Source organism: Paraburkholderia sp. PAMB 6770 (assembly GCF_057748135.1).
In genome coordinates this window covers 1863715-1880818 of record NZ_CM173238.1, presented here as the reverse complement: position 1 = coordinate 1880818, position 17104 = coordinate 1863715, and the positions used below count along the sequence as shown (strand labels likewise).

Below are 17104 nucleotides of genomic sequence, written 5' to 3'. Positions count from 1 at the left end.
ATCCGGAAAGTAAGCGGGACAGGCGCGCGTCGCGCCCGGCGGGTGCGCCGGGCGCAGCGGGCTGCCCGCGAGGCTGCGGGGCTATCTGGGCTCGAATTGTAGCGCAGCCGAGTTGATGCAGTAGCGCAGCCCCGTCGGCGCGGGGCCGTCCTCGAACACGTGGCCGAGGTGCGCGCCGCACTGCTTGCAGCGCACCTCGATGCGCAGCATCCCGTGGCTGCGGTCGGTGAGCTCCTCGATCACCTCGCCGTCGAGCGGCTTGAAGTAGCTGGGCCAGCCGCAGCCGGCGTCGAATTTCGTGTCCGATTCGAACAGCGGCGTGCCGCAGCACACGCAGTCGTAGACGCCGCGTTCCCAGTGGTCCCAGTAACGGCCGGTAAACGGGCGCTCGGTTGCCGCGTGGCGCGTGACCTGATAATCGGTCTCGGAAAGCTGGCGGCGCCATTCGGCATCGTCTTTCTGCACCGGGTAGTCGGTTTTCTTCGTCGCGTCGGAATTCATTGTCGGATCCTGTGCGGATAGGGGTTCAAGGGGGCGGCCTGCGCGGCGCCGCGTTCAGGGCAGGGCGTTCAGCGTGCGGGACCGGTTCAGGACGAGCAGCTCACTTCCAGCGCGCCCGCCCATGCCGGCGGCAGCGCCGCGTACGCCGCGTGGTCGGGCTGCTCGTCGAACGGCCGGCGCAGCACCGCCGCGAGCCGCTCGACCTCGCTGAAGTCTTTCTCCTTCGCGCGGCGGATCGCCGTTTCGGCCAGGTGATTGCGCAGCACGAAGCGCGGATTCACCCGGTTCATCGCTGCAGCGCGCGCGGCGTCGTCGCGCGGCTCGTCGCCAAGGCGCGCCCGGTAGTCGTTCACCCACGCATCGAATGCGGGGCGGTCGGGAAACAGGTCGCGCGCGGGCGCGTCGCCCTGCGCGTCGTGCTTCGACACCTGGGCGAGATGACGGAACGTCAGCGTGAAATCGGCGCGGTTTGCGTGCATCAGGTCGAACAGGCGGTTCAACAGCGCGTCATCGCCGGCGCGTTCCTGTTCGAGCCCGAGCTTCGCGCGCATGCGCTGCGTGAGTGCGCGCGCGTAGCGCTCGCCAAAGCCCGCCAGCACGCGCTGCGCGTCCTCGACCGCGCGCTCGCCGCGCGCTGCGTCGTCGTACTGGGGGCCGAGCAGCGGCAGCAGCGCCTGCGCGAGGCAGTACAGGTTCCAGTGCGCGATCTGCGGCTGCATCCGGTACGCATAGCGGCCTTGCGTGTCGGAATGGTTGCAGAGATGGCCCGCGTCGAATCCGTCGAGAAAACCGAACGGACCGTAATCGATCGTCAGCCCGAGGATCGACATGTTGTCGGTGTTCATCACGCCGTGGCAGAAGCCGACCGCCTGCCACTGCGCGATCAGCGCGGCGGTGGCGCGCAGCGCTTCGTCGAGCAGCGCGAGACAGGGGTCGTCCGCGTCGCGGCAGTGCGGATAGAAACGCGCGATCACGTGATCGGCGAGTGCGCGCAGCGCATCGGTCTGTCCGTTCGCGTAGAAATGCTCGAAGTGGCCGAAGCGCACGAAGCTCGGCGCCACCCGCGTGACGACCGCGGCCGTCTCGATCGCCTCGCGCCGCACCGGCTGGTCGGCGCCGGTCACGCAGAGCGCGCGCGTGGTCGGGATGCCGAGGTGATGCATCGCCTCCGAGCACAGGAACTCGCGGATCGACGAGCGCAGCACCGCGCGCCCGTCGCCCATGCGCGAGTATGGCGTGCGTCCCGCGCCTTTGAGCTGCAGTTCGTGGCGCGCGCCGTCGTGCGCGACTTCGCCGAGGCCGAGCGCGCGGCCGTCGCCGAGCTGGCCGGCCCACACGCCGAACTGGTGGCCGGAGTAGACCGACGCATAAGGCAGCGCGGCGGGCGGCCAGTCGCGCGTCGGATTGCCGCAAAAGAACGATGCGAAGGCCGGCGCGCGGACGAGCTCCGCGTCGCAGCCGAGCAGCGCGGCGGTCTGCGCCGAAAACCCGACCACGTAAGGCGCTTCGAGCGGCGCGGCGGGCAGGCGGGTGACGAACGCGCTGCCCAGTTGCGCGAACGCATCCGCGCGCGGGCTCGCCAGTTGCGCGGCGAGTGCATCGAGTGCGGCGGCAGGGCCGCCGGGCGGGGACAGGCTTGGGGAAAACGACATGTTGAGCGCCTCTGGATTAGCCGATATTGTAAGTCCGCGCCTGCGGCAGCGCTGGCCGGGCGCGTGATGCCGCACCGCGACACCCGACACTTTCGTGAAAGCGAGGAGACCCACGCTCATGACCACGCCGTTGCTGGGCCAGATGATGGACGTGCCGCTCACCGTGTCGTCGCTGATCGCGCACGCGGCCCGGCATTACGGCGCGACGCAGATCGTCTCGCGGCGCATCGAGGGCGACGTTCACCGCTATACGTACCGCGACTGCGAAACGCGCGCGAAGCAGCTGGCCCAGGCGCTGCTCGCGCTCGGCGTGCAGCCGGGCGAGCGCATCGGCACGCTCGCGTGGTGCGGCTACCGGCACCTTGAGGCGTACTACGGCACGACCGGTTTCGGCGCGGTCTGCCACACGATCAATCCGCGCCTCTTTCCCGAGCAGATCGCCTACATCGTCAATCACGCGGACGACCGCTACGTGCTGTTCGACATCACGTTCGCGGCGCTGGTCGACGCGCTCGCGCCGCAATGCCCGAACGTGCGCGGCTGGATCGCGCTTGCCGACGACGCGCATCTGCCCGCGATGCGCACGCCGGTGACGGCATACGAGACGCTGCTCGCCCCGCACGACGGCGTCTACGCGTGGCCCGAACTCGACGAGCGCAGCGCGTCCTATCTCTGCTATACGTCCGGCACGACCGGGCATCCGAAGGGCGCGCTGTACTCGCACCGCTCGACGGTGCTGCACGCATACGGCGCGTCGCTGCCGAACGCGATGGCGATGTCCTCGCGCGACGCGGTGCTGCCGGTGGTGCCGATGTTCCATGTGAACGCCTGGGGCATTCCGCATGCGGCGCCGCTCGCGGGCGCGAAGCTCGTGTTTCCCGGCAAGGATCTCGACGGCCAGTCGCTGTATGAACTGATGGAGGCGGAAGGCGTCACGTACTCGGCCGGCGTGCCGACGGTGTGGCTCGGCCTGCTCGCGTACATGAAGCAGGCGGGGGTGCGCTTCTCGACGCTCCAGCGCACGGTGATCGGCGGCTCCGCCTGCCCGCCCGCGATGCTGCGCGCGTTCGAGGACGATTACGGCGTCGAGGTGATCCATGCGTGGGGCATGACGGAGATGTCGCCGCTCGGCACGCTGTCGAAGCTCGGCTGGGAGCAGGCGCGGCGCACGCCCGACGCGCGGCGCGCGCTGCGCGAGAAGCAGGGGCATGTGATCTACGGCGTCGACATGAAGATCGTCGGAGCGGACGGGCGCGACCTGCCGTGGGACGGCGTCGCGTTCGGCGATCTGCACGTGCGCGGCCCGTGGGTGATCGGCCGCTACTTCGCGCGCGACGATTCGCCGCTCGTCGACGGCTGGTTTCCGACCGGCGACGTCGCGACCATCGACCCCGACGGCTTCCTGCACATCACCGACCGCAGCAAGGACGTGATCAAGTCGGGCGGCGAGTGGATCAGCTCGATCGACCTGGAGAACATCGCGGTCGCGCATCCGGCGGTCGCGGAGGCGGCGTGCATCGCCTGTCCCCATCCGAAGTGGACCGAGCGGCCGCTGCTCGTCGTGGTCCGGCGCGACGGCGCCGACCTCACGCGCGAGGCGCTGCTCGCGTTCTACGAGGGCAAGGTCGCGAAGTGGTGGATTCCGGACGACGTCGTGTTCGTCGGCGAACTGCCGCACACGGCCACCGGCAAGCTGCAGAAGCTGCGTCTGCGCGAGATGTTCAGGCATCACGTGCTGCCGTCCGCGCGCGCCGACGAGGGCGATGCCGCGGCGTCTCCCGTACCCCGATCATGAATTGAACGATCGTGCTTTTTTGTGTATGCTGCCTGCTGACCCGGAAAGTCGGACAATGATCCGGCTCACAAGGAACCGGCACGGGCGGCGCGCGGCGCCGCCTCATCGCAAGGAGGCAGGCAGATGGCAGTGGACTACACGACCCGCGACGGCGTTGCCGTCATCACGCTGAACAACCCGCCCGTCAACGGGCTCGGTCTCGCGACGCGCGCCGGCATCGTCGCCGGCGTGGACCGCGCCAACAGCGACCCGGCGATCCGCGCGATCGTGCTGACCGGCGCGGGCAAGGCGTTCTCCGGCGGCGCCGACATCACCGAATTCAACACGCCGAAGGCGCTGCAGGAACCGACGCTCGGCACGGTGATCAAGGCCGTCGAGCGCAGCGCGAAGCCGGTGGTCGCGGCGCTCCACAGCGTCGCGATGGGCGGCGGCCTCGAACTCGCGCTCGGCGCGCACTACCGGATTGCGGCGCCCGGCACGCAGATCGCGCTGCCCGAGGTCAAGCTCGGGCTGTTGCCCGGCGCGGGCGGCACCCAGCGTCTGCCGCGGGCGATCGGCCTGGAAGCCGCGCTGAACATGATCGTGTCGGGCACGCCGGTCATGTCCGATCAGCTCGTGGGCGCGGGCCTGTTCGAGACGCTCGCCGAGGGCGACCTGCTCGAAGCGGCGCTTGCGCTGGCAAGCCGGGTCGGGGCTGCGAGCGGCCCGCATCCGACGCTGCGCGAGCGGCCGGTCGAGCATCCGAATCCCGAAGGCTTCATCCAGTTCGCACGCACCAGCGTCGCGGCGGCGGCAAAGCATTTCCCGGCGCCGCACAAATGCATCGACGCGATCGAAGCCGGCGTGAAAAACGGCTTCGACAAGGGCCTCGCATTCGAGCGCGCATGCTTCGTTGCGCTCGTGCAGACGCCCGAGAGCCGCGCGCTGCGCCACGCGTTCTTCGGCGAGCGCGCGGCGAGCAAGATTCCGGATGTGCCGTCCGACACGCCGGTGCGCGCGATCCGCCAGGTCGCGGTGATCGGCGCCGGGACGATGGGCGGCGGCATCGCGATGAACTTCGTCAACGCGGGGCTGCCGGTCACGCTGCTCGAAACGCAGCAGGACGCGCTCGATCGCGGTCTCGCGACGATCCGCAAGAACTATGCGGCCTCGCTCGCCAAGGGCAAGCTCACGCAGGCGGCGCTCGACGAGCGCATGGCGCTGATCCGTCCGACGCTCGCGTTCGGCGATCTCGCGGATGCGGATCTGATCGTCGAGGCGGTGTTCGAGGAACTCGGCGTGAAGGAGCAGGTGTTCCGCCAGCTCGATGCGGTCGCGAAGCCGGGGGCGATCCTCGCGTCGAACACGTCGACGCTCGACGTCGACCGCATCGCCGCGTTCACGCAACGTCCGCAGGACGTGGTCGGCATGCACTTCTTCAGCCCCGCGAACGTGATGAAGCTGCTCGAAGTGGTGCGCGGCAGGGAGACCGCGAAGGATGTGCTCGCAACCGCGATGCAGGTCGCGAAGAAAATCCGCAAGACTGCGGTCGTCGCGGGGGTGTGCGACGGTTTCATTGGCAACCGGATGATCGAGCAGTACGTGCGCCAGGCGCTTTTCCTGCTCGAAGAAGGCGCGTTGCCCGCGCAGGTGGACCGCGCGATCGAGCAGTTCGGCTTTGCGATGGGGCCGTTCCGGATGAGCGATCTGGCCGGCAACGACATCGGCTGGGCGATCCGCAAGCGCCGCTATCGCGAGCATCCGGGCATGCGCTACGCGAACGTCGCGGATCGCCTGTGCGAGGCGGGCCGCTTCGGGCAGAAAACCGGCGCCGGCTGGTACGACTACCGGCCGGGCGAGCGCACCGCGTACCCGTCCGCGCAGGTGAACGAGATGATCGTCGCCGGGTCGCAGGAAGCGGGCGTTGCGCGCCGCGCGATCGGCGACGACGAGATCGTCGAGCGGCTCGTGTTCGCGCTCGTCAACGAAGGCGCGAAGATTCTCGCCGAGGGCATCGCGTCGAAGGCCTCGGACATCGACATGGTCTACCTGACCGGCTATGGCTTTCCGCTGTGGCGCGGCGGCCCGATGCTGTACGCGGACACGGTGGGGCTGTTCAACGTCGAGCGCGCGATCCGCCGCTACGCGGCGCAGCGCAACGGCGACGCGTGGCAGCTCGCGCCGCGCATCGCCGAACTGGCGGCCGCCGGGCGCGGGTTCAACAGCTGATGAGGCGCAGGCCCATGACGCGCGCGACGAACCGACACGAGGTGCTGCGATGAGAAGTCCCCACGACGTTTTGCTCGTGATCGACGTGCAGAACGATTTCATGCCGGACGGCGCGCTGCCGGTTGCGCGCGGCGACGAAGTCGTGCCGGTCATCAACGGACTCGCGCGGCAGTTCGGCGCCGTGGTGCTGACGCAGGACTGGCACCCGGCGTCGCACGTGTCGTTTGCCGCGAATCACCCGGGGCGCGCGCCGTTCGACACGCTCGCGCTGCCGTATGGCGAGCAGGTCCTGTGGCCGACCCACTGCGTGCAGGGCACGCCGGGCGCGGCGCTGCATCGCGAGCTGCGGGTGCCGCACGCGCGTGCGGTGATCCGCAAGGGACACCACGCAGAGGTCGACAGCTACTCGGCGTTTCTCGAAGCGGACCGCCGCACGCCGACCGGGCTCGCCGGCTATCTGCGCGAGCTCGGCGCGACGCGCGTGTTCTGCTGCGGACTCGCCACCGATTTTTGCGTCGCATGGTCCGCGCTCGATGCGCGCGCGGCGGGCTTCGACGTCGCGCTGATCGAGGACGCGTCGCGCGCGATCGATCTCGACGGTTCGCTCGCCCGTGCGTGGCGCGAGCTGGCAGCCGCGGGCGTCGCGCGCGTGCAGGCGAACGACCTCGCGCGCGCGTGATTCGCGCGCGGCGGCGCCGTGGCGCAGCGGCGCAACCCGATATTTCCCTTTCACCGATCGACAGCAGGAGACAGGCATGACGGATGCCGTAATCGTATCGACCGCCCGCACGGGGCTGGCCAAATCATGGCGCGGCGCGTTCAACATGACCCACGGCGCGACGCTCGGCGGCCACGTGACGCGCGCCGCGGTGGAGCGCGCGAAGCTCGATCCGGCGCGCGTCGAGGACGTGATCATGGGCTGCGCGAACCCGGAGGGCGCGACGGGCATGAACATCGCGCGGCAGATCGCGCTGCGCGCGGGGCTGCCGGTCAGCGTGGCGGGGATGACCGTCAACCGTTTCTGTTCATCCGGACTGCAGACGATTGCCCTGGCGGCGCAGCGCGTGATCGCCGGAGAGGGCGAGATCTACGTGGCGGGCGGCGTCGAATCGATCTCGTGCGTGCAGAACGAAATGAACCGCCACATGACGACCGAGGGCTGGCTGAACGCGCACAAGCCGGAGATCTACTGGCCGATGCTGCAGACCGCGGAAAACGTCGCGAAGCGCTACGCGATTTCGAAGGAGCGCCAGGACGAATACGGCGTGCGCTCGCAGCAGCGCGCAGCGGCCGCGCAGCAGGCCGGGCGCTTTCGCGACGAGATCGTGCCGATGACGGTGCTCGCCGGCGTCGCCGACAAGGCGAGCGGGCGGCTCTTCACGCGCGAGGTGACGATCGACGCCGACGAAGGCATCCGCGCCGACACCACGCTCGAAGGTGTCGAGAAGATCCGCACGGCGCTGCCCGGCGGAGTGATCACGGCTGGCAACGCGAGCCAGTTCTCCGATGGCGCGTCGGCCTGCGTGGTGATGAGCGCCACGCTCGCGCAGCGCGAAGGGCTCGCGCCGCTCGGGATTTTCCGCGGCTTCGCGGTGGCGGGCTGCGAACCGGACGAGATGGGCATCGGTCCGGTCTTCGCGGTGCCGAAGCTGCTCGCGCGCGCCGGCCTCACGGTAAACGACATCGATCTGTGGGAGCTGAACGAGGCGTTTGCGGTGCAGGTGCTGTACTGCGCGGACCGGCTCGGCATCCCGCACGAGCGACTCAACGTGAACGGCGGGGCGATCGCGGTCGGGCATCCGTATGGCGTGTCGGGCGCGCGGCTCGTGGGCCACGCGCTGATCGAGGGCCGCCGGCGCGGCGCGAAGTTCGTGGTGGTCACGATGTGCATCGGCGGCGGCCAGGGCGCGGCGGGGCTGTTCGAAATCGTCTGAGCGGACCGTCTGAGCGGACAGTCTGAGCGGACATACGGCATCGTCGCCGATGCAACTTGCGGCCCGCGCGCCGATCGAATGCGGGAACGCGCGGCGATATCGGCGACGGGCCGCGCGCCCACTTCGACAGCGAGGGCAGCGGACATGCAGCGACGTCAATTCATCACGGGCACCCTGTTTGCGGCGGGCGGTCTCGCGCTCGGCGGATGCACGACCACGCCGCCCGGCACCGGCAGCAACGAAGCCGGGCGCGCGCAGACGCGCAACGAGATCAACGCCGACATCGACGCCACCCTCGTGCGCCTGCAGAACACCGTCCCCGGCTCCCGCGAAGTGCTCGAGAAAGCGCGCGGCGTGCTGGTGTTTCCGTCGGTGTTCGCGGCCGGTTTCTGGTTCGGCGCGCAATACGGGCGAGGCGGCTTGCGGATCAACGGGCAGACCACCGCGTACTACAGCACCGTCGCCGGTTCGTTCGGCCCGCAGATCGGCGCGCAGTCGCGCGCCCTGATTTTCGCGTTCATGACCGGGCCGGCGCTCGACAACTTCATGCAGAGCACCGGCTGGGCGGCCGGCGCGGACGCCACCGTGGCGCTCGCGAAGATCGGTGCGAACGGCAACCTCGACACCGCGAGCCTGCACCACCCGGTCGTCGGATTCGTGCTGACCAACGCGGGGCTGATGGCGGGGGTGTCGCTCGAAGGCATCAAGGTCACGCGGCTGGTGATTTAAGATCGCGCATCGCGCATCGCGCATCGCGTATCGCGCCCGCGGGTGTGGGCGGCGGATGGCGTTCCCGGGTGCCGGCAAGTTTGGTAGGCTTCGGGTCTGCCCGCGTGGAACCGGCGTGGAGCCCGCACGGAACCCGCCCGGCCTTGCCACGCATCCGGCCGGCTATCGGGATGCGCGGGATGCGCGGAATGCGCGGGCCCGCCAGGCAATCAGGCAAACGTGGACGAACAGGGAAGCCCAAGATGATCCGACATATCGTGATGTGGAAGCTGAAGGAAACGGCCGAAGGCGCGACACGCGCCGAGAACGCGGCGAAACTGAAGGAAAAGCTCGAAGGCTGCCGGGATATCGTGCCCGGCATTCTGCATATGGAAGTCGGGCTGGCGGGCCCGGGGCTCGACTCGACCTGCGACGTCGTGCTGGTGTCCGAGTTCGCCGACAAGGCCGCGCTCGACGCCTACCAGGTCCATCCGACCCACCTCGCGCTGAAGACCTTCGTCACCGCGGTGCGCGAAGCACGCGAGTGCGTCGATTACGTCGTCTGACGCGGCGATGGCCCGCTCGCCCCAGGCCGGCGCGTCGCCGGTACTCGAAAGTCCGTTCGTCGACCGTCTGGGTGTGCGGCTCGTCAGCGCGGCCGACGGCGCGAGCGAGGTCGTGCTCGCGCTCGAGGCCGATCACATGAACACGTGGGCCGTCGCGCACGGCGGCGTGACGATGACGCTCGCCGACGTCGCGCTCGCGATGGCCGCGCGCAGTCTTGCGGGCGATGGCGTCGGCGTCGTCACGGTGGAGATGAAGGTCAACTTCATGCAGCCGGGGCGCGGCGAGTTGCGCGCCAGCGCGCGCGTGCTGCACCGCTCGACGACGATGGCGTACTGCGAAGGCGAAATCCGCGACAGCCACGGGCACTTCGTCGCAAAGGCGCTCGGCACCTTCAAGTACATGCGGCGGCTGGCGGTGGGCCGCGAAGTCGCGCACCAGCGGCTGCGCAGCGACCCCGCCGCGAAGCCCGGTCCGAGCGACGGCTGAGCGACGGCTGAGCGGACAGCTGGGCGACAGCTGAGCGACGACGCAACGACGACGCAACGACGCGGCGCCGCCCTGCCAGCGCGGACGCAGCCGTGGCGCGCCGGCGGTGTCGGGCAGGCGCGTCGTCATCACGATTGACGGAGACATCCGATGTTCCAGTTCGAAGGCAAGGTCGCCGTGATCACCGGCGCGGCGGGCGGTCTCGGTTGCGCATTTGCGCACGAGGCCGCCGCGCGCGGCATGAAGCTCGTGCTCGCCGACGTCGACGGCGCCGCGCTCGCGCACACCGTCGCGGCGCTGCGCGCAGCCGGCGCCGACGCGATCGGCGTACCCACCGACGTCGCCGACGCGACCCAGATCGAGGCGCTCGCCCTGGCGGCGCTCGACGCGTTCGGCAAGGTGCATCTGCTGTTCAACAACGCCGGGGTCGGCACCGGCGGCTTCGTGTGGGAAAGCAGCGCGAACGACTGGTCGTGGGTGTTCGGGGTGAACGTGATGGGCGTCGCGCACGGGGTGCGCGTGTTCACGCCGATCATGCTGCGGCAGAACGAGCCCGCGCACATCGTCAATACCGCGTCGGTGGCAGGTCTGCTGTCGCCGCCCGGGATGGGCGTGTACAACGCGTCGAAGCACGCGGTCGTCGCGCTGACCGAGACGCTTTATCACGATCTGCGCAGCGTGGACGCCCCGGTCGGCTGCTCGCTGCTGTGTCCGGCGTTCGTGCCGACCGGCATCGCCGACGCCGAACGCACCCGCCCCGAACCGTTGCGCAACGAGGTGGCGCCGACCCGCTCGCAGCTCGCCGCCGGCAAGCAGCTGCAGCGCGCGGTGCGGGCGGGGCGGCTGAGCGCGGCGGACGTCGCGCGCGCGGCGTTCGACGGCGTCGCGGTCGGGCGCTTCTATCTCCTCACGCACGAGGCGATCCTGCCCAGCGTCCGGTTGCGTCACGAAGACATCGAAACACAGCGCGATCCGTCGGATCCGATGGCGCTGAAGCCCGATGTCGTCGGGCGCGCGGACTGACGGCGCGCCCGACGGTCCACACGATGGCATTGAATCCGAAGATCGAGCAGGTGCTCGACATGATCGCGCGGGCGCGCCGCCCGTCGTACCCGGTGCTCGGCGCGCAGCAGGCGCGCGCCGCGTATGGGAAAAGCGCACCGATCCTCGACATCGCCCCGGCGCCGATGTTCGGCGTCGAGGATCTCGACGTGCCGACGCGCGACGGCGCGCGCATTCGCGCGCGGCTCTACCAGCCGGTCGAACCGGGCTGGGCGCAGCCGGGCGCGGCGCTCGTCTATTACCACGGCGGCGGCTTCACGGTGGGCAGCGTCGACACGCACGACGCGCTATGCCGGATGTTCGCGCGCGACGCACAGTGCGCGGTGCTGTCGGTCGATTATCGGCTCGCGCCCGAGCACCGTTTCCCGACCGCCGTCGACGACGCATTCGACGCGCTCGCGTGGCTGCATCGTGAAGCGCCGCTGTTCGGCATCGATCCCGCGCGCATCGCGGTCGGCGGCGACAGCGCCGGCGGCACGCTCGCGACGGTGTGCGCGGTGCTCGCGCGCGACGCAGGCCTCGCGCCGCCCGTCCTGCAACTGCTGATCTATCCTGGCGTGAGCGCCCATCAACGCAGCGACTCGCATGCGCGCCTCGCAAACGGTTATCTGCTGTCGGGCGAAACGATCCAGTGGTTTTTCGAGCAGTACGTGCGCGATCCGCACGACCGCGACGACTGGCGTTTCGCGCCGCTCGACGGCTCGCGCGGCGCGCCTTCGTTCGCGGGGCTCGCGCCCGCATGGATCGCGACCGCGCAATACGATCCGCTCTGCGACGAGGGCGATGCGTACGCGCAGAAGCTGCGTGCCGCGGGCAACGCCGTCACGTACCGCTGCTATGCGGGGATGATCCACGAATTCTTCAAGATGGGCGGCTTCGTGCCCGAAGTGGCGCACGCGCACGCGGAGGCCGCCGCCGCGCTGCGCGCGGCCTTCGGCGACACCTGAGCGCTTGCGGCACGGCGGCCCTGTTCAGGCGTTCGCGTTGCCTTCGCCTTGCCTTCGATGTGCCTTCGCCTTGCCTTCGTTCGGACGTGGGCTAGTTTCTCTCTGCGCTTTCGATAGCGAACGCAAACCGGCGCTCGAACGCACCGGGCCGCGCGATCCGGTGAGAGCCGTCGTCGTCGCTGCGTTCGACCACGGTCGCGGTGTGGCGCTGCGCATGCGCAACGACGCGCAGCGCCGTGGTGCCGCGCGTGCCGTATTCGGCTGACTCGATGAACGCCGCGGACAGCATCCGCTCGCGTTCGAGCGGCACGCCGGTGGCCGGCAGTTCGTCGTCGCGCGCGACGCGCGGATCGCGCATCATCGCGACCAGCGCGTCGAGCGGCGCGAGCGGATCGGCCGCCAGTTGCGCGCCGAGCTCGGTGCGCTTGCGCACGAGCTTGGGCCACGGCGTATCGAGCACGGCGTTCGAAATGCCGTGCGTGCCCGCGCCGAGCAGCGCGGGCGGGGCGGCCGAGCGGTTGCAGTACCAGGCGAGTTCGCGCCGGGTCCAGTCGCCGACCAGCAGGTTGAAGCCGTTGTAGAGCGCGCCGTCGCGCGCGACCTCATGCAGGTAATCGAGTGGCGTGCTGCCCGCGTCATCGCGCGTTTCGTCCCGCGTTTCGTCCCGCGTTTCGCCGCGCATTGCGTCCCGCCTCTCCCCATGCGTTTCGCCGCGCGTTTCACCCCTTAACCAGCGGCTCACGAGCGTGCCGCGCGTCGGCGCGTCGGCACGCATCTCGTGCGGCGCGCGGTAATTCGTCAACGCGGCGAAACGGCCGCCGCGCGTCAGTCCGAGCCAGGTGCCGCCGCCTTGCAGGTCGCGGCCCGCGAGCACCGCGGGGGCGTCGCTCCACCAGTGCATCGGCTCGGCGTGGCGGCGCAGGAACTCGTCGCGGTTCGCGGCGAGCGTGAAGAGCGGGCCCCCGGTAGCGTCGGGCCGCCAGTCGAACACGATCAGGCACATCGGCGTATGTCTCGTCAGGCAGAGGGGAGCCGCGTCGCGTGGACGGCGCGCGGGCAGGCGTCATCGGCTGTACCGCGCGACGAGCAGCGACGCCGGCCGGCGCGCCGGTTCGCCGCTGCGCGAGGACGTGGGCACGCAGGAACGTGGGCACGCGGAGACACGCGCTCACGTTTTCATTACGTTTCGGCTTCGTTTCTGTTACGTTTCGACTACGTTTCTGCTGCGCTTCCGTCGCAGTTCCATTGCGCTTCCGTCGCGTCAGATGCGCCTCTGACGCGGTCATGACAGGTATATCCGACGTCTTACCGTCACGCTTCGGACGGCCACGCGTACGGCAGCGGCAGGAAGGCGAGTGCGGGACCGTCGGGCGCGCCGAGATGGACCGACCCCGCTTCGAGCGCGGCGAGGCGCACCTCCGCCAGCACGTCGACCCCGCCCTCGGGTGCGGCGGCCGCGTTGACGATCAGCCCGCACGGCTGGCCCGGATCGTCGCTGTGAAACAGCTCGCCCCCCGCGCGAACCGTGCCGGTGTCGCCGGCGACGTTCGCGAGCGCGGTGCGCCGCTTGATCGTGCCGCGGTACTGGCTGCGCGCGACGACTTCCTGCCCCGGGTAGCAGCCCTTGCGGAAATTCACGCCGCCGAGCACGTCGAAGTTGACCATCTGCGGCACGAACTGCTCGACGACCGGCTGCGTGATGCGCGGCTCGCCCGCGCGGATGTCGAGCCAGTCCCACACGGCCGCCGGCGCGCGCGCGAGCAGGCCGTCGAGCTGCGCGACGCGCGCCTCGACTTCGGCGCGCGGACCGATCCACAGATAGCGCAGCTGGCCGAGCGCGTCCGGCACGCGCACGAGCGAGCCGGCAGGGCCGTCGACCTTCACGTGCACGCCGTCGGGCAACGCGTCGAATACGCCGGAAAGCGCCTTGCGCACGTCGCCGGCGAGGCCGACGACTGCGAGCGCGTCGCTTGCGTCGACGAGCTTCGCTTTCGCGCGCAGCACGAACATCGCAAGACGTTTCTGGACCTGCGCCTGCAGGTCGCGCGACACGAGCAGCCGGATCGCGTCGCCGCTGCGCCAGCACAGGAACGACGCAAGCAGCCGCCCCTTCGGCGAGCAGTAGCCGGCAAGGCGCGCGGCCGCGGCATCCAGATGCTGCGTGTCCTGGGTGAGCTGGCTGTGCAGGAAGCTCGCCGCGTCGTCGCCGCTCGCCTCGATCACGCCGAACTGCGTGAGCGGCATATACGCGCCGCCCGATGTGACGGCGTCGAAGGCTGCGCGCGACGGGCGCGGCAGCGCGGCGGGCGGCGCGGGCTCAGAGCGGGAGGTCGGCGCGGCGGCGCCTGGAGCGGGGGCGAGCGGGGCGGTCATGGAATCGTTCAATAGTCAGACGCGGTCAGACGCGACTTGAGCCAGGTCAAACGATTATTATATGGGGTCCTCCCCAGCCTTGTTTCGCATGTCCCTTTTGAAGAAATGTCTCACGGCCGGTGCGCTCGTCGCGACGCTGGCCGCCGCCGGCGTGGCCGGCGTGTATCACTGGGCCACTTCGGCGGTCCCCCTGCAGAGCACGCCGCTCGATGTCACGATCCGTCCCCATGGCACGCTGCGCACCGTGACCGCGCAGCTGAACGAGGGCGGCGTGCCCCTGCAGCCGCACCTGTTCATGCTGATGACCCGGCTGCTCGGCCTGCAGACGCAGCTGAAGTCCGGCAATTACGAGTTCAAGGCCGGCGTGACCCCGTACGAGGTGCTGCAGAAGATCGCGCGCGGCGACGTCAACGAGTTCGCGGTGACGATCATCGAAGGCTGGACATTCCAGCACATGCGCGCCGAGCTCGACGCGCAGGGCGCTCTGCACCACGACACCGCCGGCATGAGCGACGCACAGCTGCTCGCCGCGATCGGCGCGCCGCCCGCGCCGATGGGCAGCGGCGAGGGGCTGTTCTTTCCCGATACCTACCTGTTCGACAAGGACACCAGCGACCTCGACGTCTACCGGCGCGCGTATCGCCTGATGCAGCAGCGTCTCGCCGCCGCCTGGGCGGGCCGCGCGCCCGGCCTGCCTTACCGCAGCCCGTACGATGCGCTGACGATGGCGTCGATGATCGAAAAGGAGACCGGCAAGGCCTCGGACCGTCCGCTCGTGGCCGCCGTGTTCCTGAACCGGCTGCGCGTCGGGATGCCGCTGCAGACCGACCCGACCGTGATCTACGGAATGGGCGGCAGCTATACCGGGCACCTGCACAAACAGGACCTGCTGGCCGACACTCCCTACAATACCTATACGCGCACGGGCCTGCCGCCCACGCCGATCTCGCTGCCCGGCGCGGCGTCGCTGGAAGCGGCGCTGCATCCGGCGCGCAGCCCCGCGCTGTACTTCGTGTCGCGCGGCGATGGCAGCAGCGTTTTTTCTGACACACTCGGCGATCACAACAAGGCCGTCGACAAATACATTCGAGGTCAATGATGGCGCGCGGCAAATTCATCACGTTCGAAGGCATCGACGGTGCCGGCAAGACCACCCATCTAGGCTGGTTTCGCGAGCGCCTCGAAGCGCACCTCGCGGCGGCCGGCAAGCGCGTCGTGATGACCCGCGAACCGGGCGGCACGCCGCTTGGCGAGGCGTTGCGCGAGATCCTGCTGCACCAGAAGATGGACCTCGAAACCGAGGCGCTGCTGATGTTCGCGGCGCGCCGCGAGCATCTCGCGCAGGTGATCGAGCCCGCGCTCGCGCACGGCGAGTGGGTGCTGTCGGACCGCTTCACCGACGCAACCTTCGCGTATCAGGGCGGCGGCCGCGGCTTGCCGCGCGACAAGCTGGAAGCGCTCGAACGCTGGGTGCAGGGCGGTTTTCAGCCGGATCTGACCGTCCTGTTCGACGTGCCGCCGCAGACCGCGAGCGAGCGGCGCTCGGCGGCGCGCGAACCGGACCGTTTCGAGAGCGAGTCAGACGCGTTTTTCACCCGCACGCGCGCCGAATACCTGCGGCGCGCGGAGGAAGCACCGTACCGCTTCGCGATCGTCGATTCGACGCAGCCCATCCCCGAAATCAGGAAACAACTTGAAGAGTTGATTTCAACGCTATGATTTTAAATGAAATGTAACCTGCCTCCGGGCGGAGGGGAAGCGCAGGTAAAGTCTGAAGAAGCACCTTCAACTGACTGAATGACAAGGGAAACGATGATTTATCCGTGGCAGGCCGATGACTGGAACCGCGTGCAGCAGCTGCGCGGACACTGGCCGCATGCGCTGCTGCTGCATGGCCAGGCCGGCATCGGCAAGCTGCGCTTTGCGCAGCATCTCGCGCAGGGGCTCCTGTGCGAGTCCGTGCAGCCCAACGGCGAACCGTGCGGCGCCTGCGCGGCCTGCAACTGGTTCGTGCAGGGCAATCATCCGGACTACCGGATCGTGGTGCCGGAGGCGCTGGCCGCCGAGGCCGGCGTGGCCGCGAGCGACGACAAAGCCGACAAGGCCGAGCGCGCCGATGCCGACGACACGAAGAAAACGCGCGCGCCGAGCCGCGAAATCCGCATCGAGCAGGTGCGCGCGTTGCTGGATTTCTGCGGCGTGGGCTCGCATCGCGGCGGCGCGCGCGTCGTCGTGCTGGCGCCGGCCGAGTCGCTGAACGTCGCGGCGGCCAACGCGCTGCTGAAGACGCTCGAAGAGCCGCCCGCGGGCGTGGTTTTCCTGCTGGTGTCGGCGCGCATCGACCGGCTGCTGCCGACTATCGTCAGCCGCTGCCGCCAATGGCCGATGACCACGCCCGCGGCGGACGCCGCGATTGGCTGGCTCGCGGCCCAGGGCGTCGACGATGCGCCGGTGCTGCTGGCGGAGGCCGGCGGCGCGCCGCTCGCCGCGCTCGCGCTCGCGCACGACGAGAACCGCGTGCTGCGCGACTGGACGCTGCAACAGCTGGGCGCCGGCGCCGCGTGCGATGCGTTCGCCTGCGCCGAAGCGCTGCAGAAGCTGCCGGTGCCGGTCGTGCTCGGGTGGCTGCAGCGCTGGCTGTACGATCTGCTCGCGCAACGCACCGCCAGCGTGCCGCGCTATTTCCCGCAAGCCGGAGCGGCGCTCGCGCGCTGCGCGGGCGCGGCCGATGCGCACGCGTTCGCGCGCTTCATGCGCACGGTGACCCGGCAACGCGCGGTCGAAAATCATCCGCTGAATGCGCGCCTCGTGTTCGAGGCGCTGTTCATCGGCTATCGCGACCTGTTTGGATGAGCCGTGCGTGCGCCAGCA

At 69.8% G+C, this 17104-nt stretch carries 16 protein-coding genes; 12 read left to right on the top strand and 4 right to left on the bottom strand.

Going from position 1 to position 17104, the window contains the following annotated elements:
* Positions 1-81: 81 nt before the first annotated feature.
* The gene (msrB, locus tag AC3AP7_RS08560) at positions 82-501 is read right to left on the bottom strand and encodes a peptide-methionine (R)-S-oxide reductase MsrB (protein WP_475763991.1); all 420 of its coding nucleotides are present in this window, start codon (positions 499-501) and stop codon (positions 82-84) included.
* 86 nt (positions 502-587) lie between these two features.
* The gene (locus AC3AP7_RS08555; RefSeq protein ID WP_475763993.1) at positions 588-2153 is read right to left on the bottom strand and encodes a protein adenylyltransferase SelO; all 1566 of its coding nucleotides are present in this window, start codon (positions 2151-2153) and stop codon (positions 588-590) included.
* A gap of 118 nt (positions 2154-2271) precedes the next feature.
* Here AC3AP7_RS08555 and AC3AP7_RS08550 point away from each other — a divergent pair, with 118 nt between their 5' ends.
* The 9 genes from AC3AP7_RS08550 to AC3AP7_RS08510 all read left to right on the top strand — a co-directional run bounded on the left by AC3AP7_RS08550 (position 2272) and on the right by AC3AP7_RS08510 (position 11860).
* A complete protein-coding gene (locus AC3AP7_RS08550) occupies positions 2272-3948 on the top strand; it encodes a 3-(methylthio)propionyl-CoA ligase (RefSeq protein ID WP_475763995.1) in 1677 nt (558 codons plus the stop codon).
* A 123-nt stretch (positions 3949-4071) separates the two neighbouring features.
* Entirely contained in the window at positions 4072-6156 is a 2085-nt protein-coding gene (locus tag AC3AP7_RS08545) for a 3-hydroxyacyl-CoA dehydrogenase NAD-binding domain-containing protein (protein ID WP_475763997.1), read from the top strand.
* A 49-nt stretch (positions 6157-6205) separates the two neighbouring features.
* Positions 6206-6835 (top strand): bifunctional nicotinamidase/pyrazinamidase, encoded by a 630-nt coding sequence (gene pncA / locus AC3AP7_RS08540; protein ID WP_475763998.1) that lies wholly within the window; start codon positions 6206-6208, stop codon positions 6833-6835.
* A 76-nt stretch (positions 6836-6911) separates the two neighbouring features.
* On the top strand, positions 6912-8090 hold the full coding sequence (locus AC3AP7_RS08535) for an acetyl-CoA C-acyltransferase (RefSeq protein ID WP_475764000.1): 1179 nt from the start codon (positions 6912-6914) through the stop codon (positions 8088-8090).
* 144 nt (positions 8091-8234) lie between these two features.
* Entirely contained in the window at positions 8235-8819 is a 585-nt protein-coding gene (locus AC3AP7_RS08530; RefSeq protein ID WP_475764002.1) for a BPSL1445 family SYLF domain-containing lipoprotein, read from the top strand.
* Positions 8820-9061: 242 nt separating this feature from the next.
* Positions 9062-9364, top strand: a complete 303-nt coding sequence (locus AC3AP7_RS08525; protein WP_475764004.1) for a Dabb family protein — start codon at positions 9062-9064, stop codon at positions 9362-9364.
* Positions 9365-9371: 7 nt separating this feature from the next.
* Complete coding sequence (locus tag AC3AP7_RS08520) at positions 9372-9851, top strand: PaaI family thioesterase (protein ID WP_475764006.1); 480 nt, start codon at positions 9372-9374, stop codon at positions 9849-9851.
* A gap of 150 nt (positions 9852-10001) precedes the next feature.
* Positions 10002-10874, top strand: a complete 873-nt coding sequence (locus AC3AP7_RS08515; RefSeq protein WP_475764008.1) for an SDR family oxidoreductase — start codon at positions 10002-10004, stop codon at positions 10872-10874.
* Between the two features lie 23 nt (positions 10875-10897).
* Positions 10898-11860, top strand: a complete 963-nt coding sequence (locus tag AC3AP7_RS08510; RefSeq protein ID WP_475764010.1) for an alpha/beta hydrolase — start codon at positions 10898-10900, stop codon at positions 11858-11860.
* Between the two features lie 91 nt (positions 11861-11951).
* Here AC3AP7_RS08510 and AC3AP7_RS08505 read toward each other — a convergent pair whose 3' ends face one another.
* Complete coding sequence (locus AC3AP7_RS08505; RefSeq protein ID WP_475764012.1) at positions 11952-12863, bottom strand: NRDE family protein; 912 nt, start codon at positions 12861-12863, stop codon at positions 11952-11954.
* A 308-nt stretch (positions 12864-13171) separates the two neighbouring features.
* Complete coding sequence (ygfZ, locus tag AC3AP7_RS08500) at positions 13172-14233, bottom strand: CAF17-like 4Fe-4S cluster assembly/insertion protein YgfZ (protein WP_475764014.1); 1062 nt, start codon at positions 14231-14233, stop codon at positions 13172-13174.
* 88 nt (positions 14234-14321) lie between these two features.
* Between ygfZ and mltG the strand changes: the two genes are divergently transcribed.
* The 3 genes from mltG (at position 14322) to AC3AP7_RS08485 (ending at position 17086) form a co-directional block, all read left to right on the top strand.
* Entirely contained in the window at positions 14322-15332 is a 1011-nt protein-coding gene (gene mltG, locus AC3AP7_RS08495) for an endolytic transglycosylase MltG (protein ID WP_475764016.1), read from the top strand.
* Positions 15332-15952: a dTMP kinase gene (gene tmk / locus AC3AP7_RS08490; protein WP_475768013.1), complete on the top strand. Its 621-nt coding sequence runs from the start codon at positions 15332-15334 to the stop codon at positions 15950-15952. The genes mltG and tmk overlap by 1 nt, the downstream gene beginning before the upstream one ends.
* A 93-nt stretch (positions 15953-16045) precedes the next feature.
* A complete protein-coding gene (locus AC3AP7_RS08485; RefSeq protein WP_475764018.1) occupies positions 16046-17086 on the top strand; it encodes a DNA polymerase III subunit delta' in 1041 nt (346 codons plus the stop codon).
* Positions 17087-17104 lie beyond the last annotated feature (18 nt).

Coding starts and splice junctions, on each gene's coding strand:
- msrB (WP_475763991.1), bottom strand. CDS start 501: ATGAATTCCGACGCGACGAAGAAAACCGACTACCCGGTGCAGAAAGAC.
- AC3AP7_RS08555 (WP_475763993.1), bottom strand. CDS start 2,153: ATGTCGTTTTCCCCAAGCCTGTCCCCGCCCGGCGGCCCTGCCGCCGCA.
- AC3AP7_RS08550 (WP_475763995.1), top strand. CDS start 2,272: ATGACCACGCCGTTGCTGGGCCAGATGATGGACGTGCCGCTCACCGTG.
- AC3AP7_RS08545 (WP_475763997.1), top strand. CDS start 4,072: ATGGCAGTGGACTACACGACCCGCGACGGCGTTGCCGTCATCACGCTG.
- pncA (WP_475763998.1), top strand. CDS start 6,206: ATGAGAAGTCCCCACGACGTTTTGCTCGTGATCGACGTGCAGAACGAT.
- AC3AP7_RS08535 (WP_475764000.1), top strand. CDS start 6,912: ATGACGGATGCCGTAATCGTATCGACCGCCCGCACGGGGCTGGCCAAA.
- AC3AP7_RS08530 (WP_475764002.1), top strand. CDS start 8,235: ATGCAGCGACGTCAATTCATCACGGGCACCCTGTTTGCGGCGGGCGGT.
- AC3AP7_RS08525 (WP_475764004.1), top strand. CDS start 9,062: ATGATCCGACATATCGTGATGTGGAAGCTGAAGGAAACGGCCGAAGGC.
- AC3AP7_RS08520 (WP_475764006.1), top strand. CDS start 9,372: ATGGCCCGCTCGCCCCAGGCCGGCGCGTCGCCGGTACTCGAAAGTCCG.
- AC3AP7_RS08515 (WP_475764008.1), top strand. CDS start 10,002: ATGTTCCAGTTCGAAGGCAAGGTCGCCGTGATCACCGGCGCGGCGGGC.
- AC3AP7_RS08510 (WP_475764010.1), top strand. CDS start 10,898: ATGGCATTGAATCCGAAGATCGAGCAGGTGCTCGACATGATCGCGCGG.
- AC3AP7_RS08505 (WP_475764012.1), bottom strand. CDS start 12,863: ATGTGCCTGATCGTGTTCGACTGGCGGCCCGACGCTACCGGGGGCCCG.
- ygfZ (WP_475764014.1), bottom strand. CDS start 14,233: ATGACCGCCCCGCTCGCCCCCGCTCCAGGCGCCGCCGCGCCGACCTCC.
- mltG (WP_475764016.1), top strand. CDS start 14,322: ATGTCCCTTTTGAAGAAATGTCTCACGGCCGGTGCGCTCGTCGCGACG.
- tmk (WP_475768013.1), top strand. CDS start 15,332: ATGGCGCGCGGCAAATTCATCACGTTCGAAGGCATCGACGGTGCCGGC.
- AC3AP7_RS08485 (WP_475764018.1), top strand. CDS start 16,046: ATGATTTATCCGTGGCAGGCCGATGACTGGAACCGCGTGCAGCAGCTG.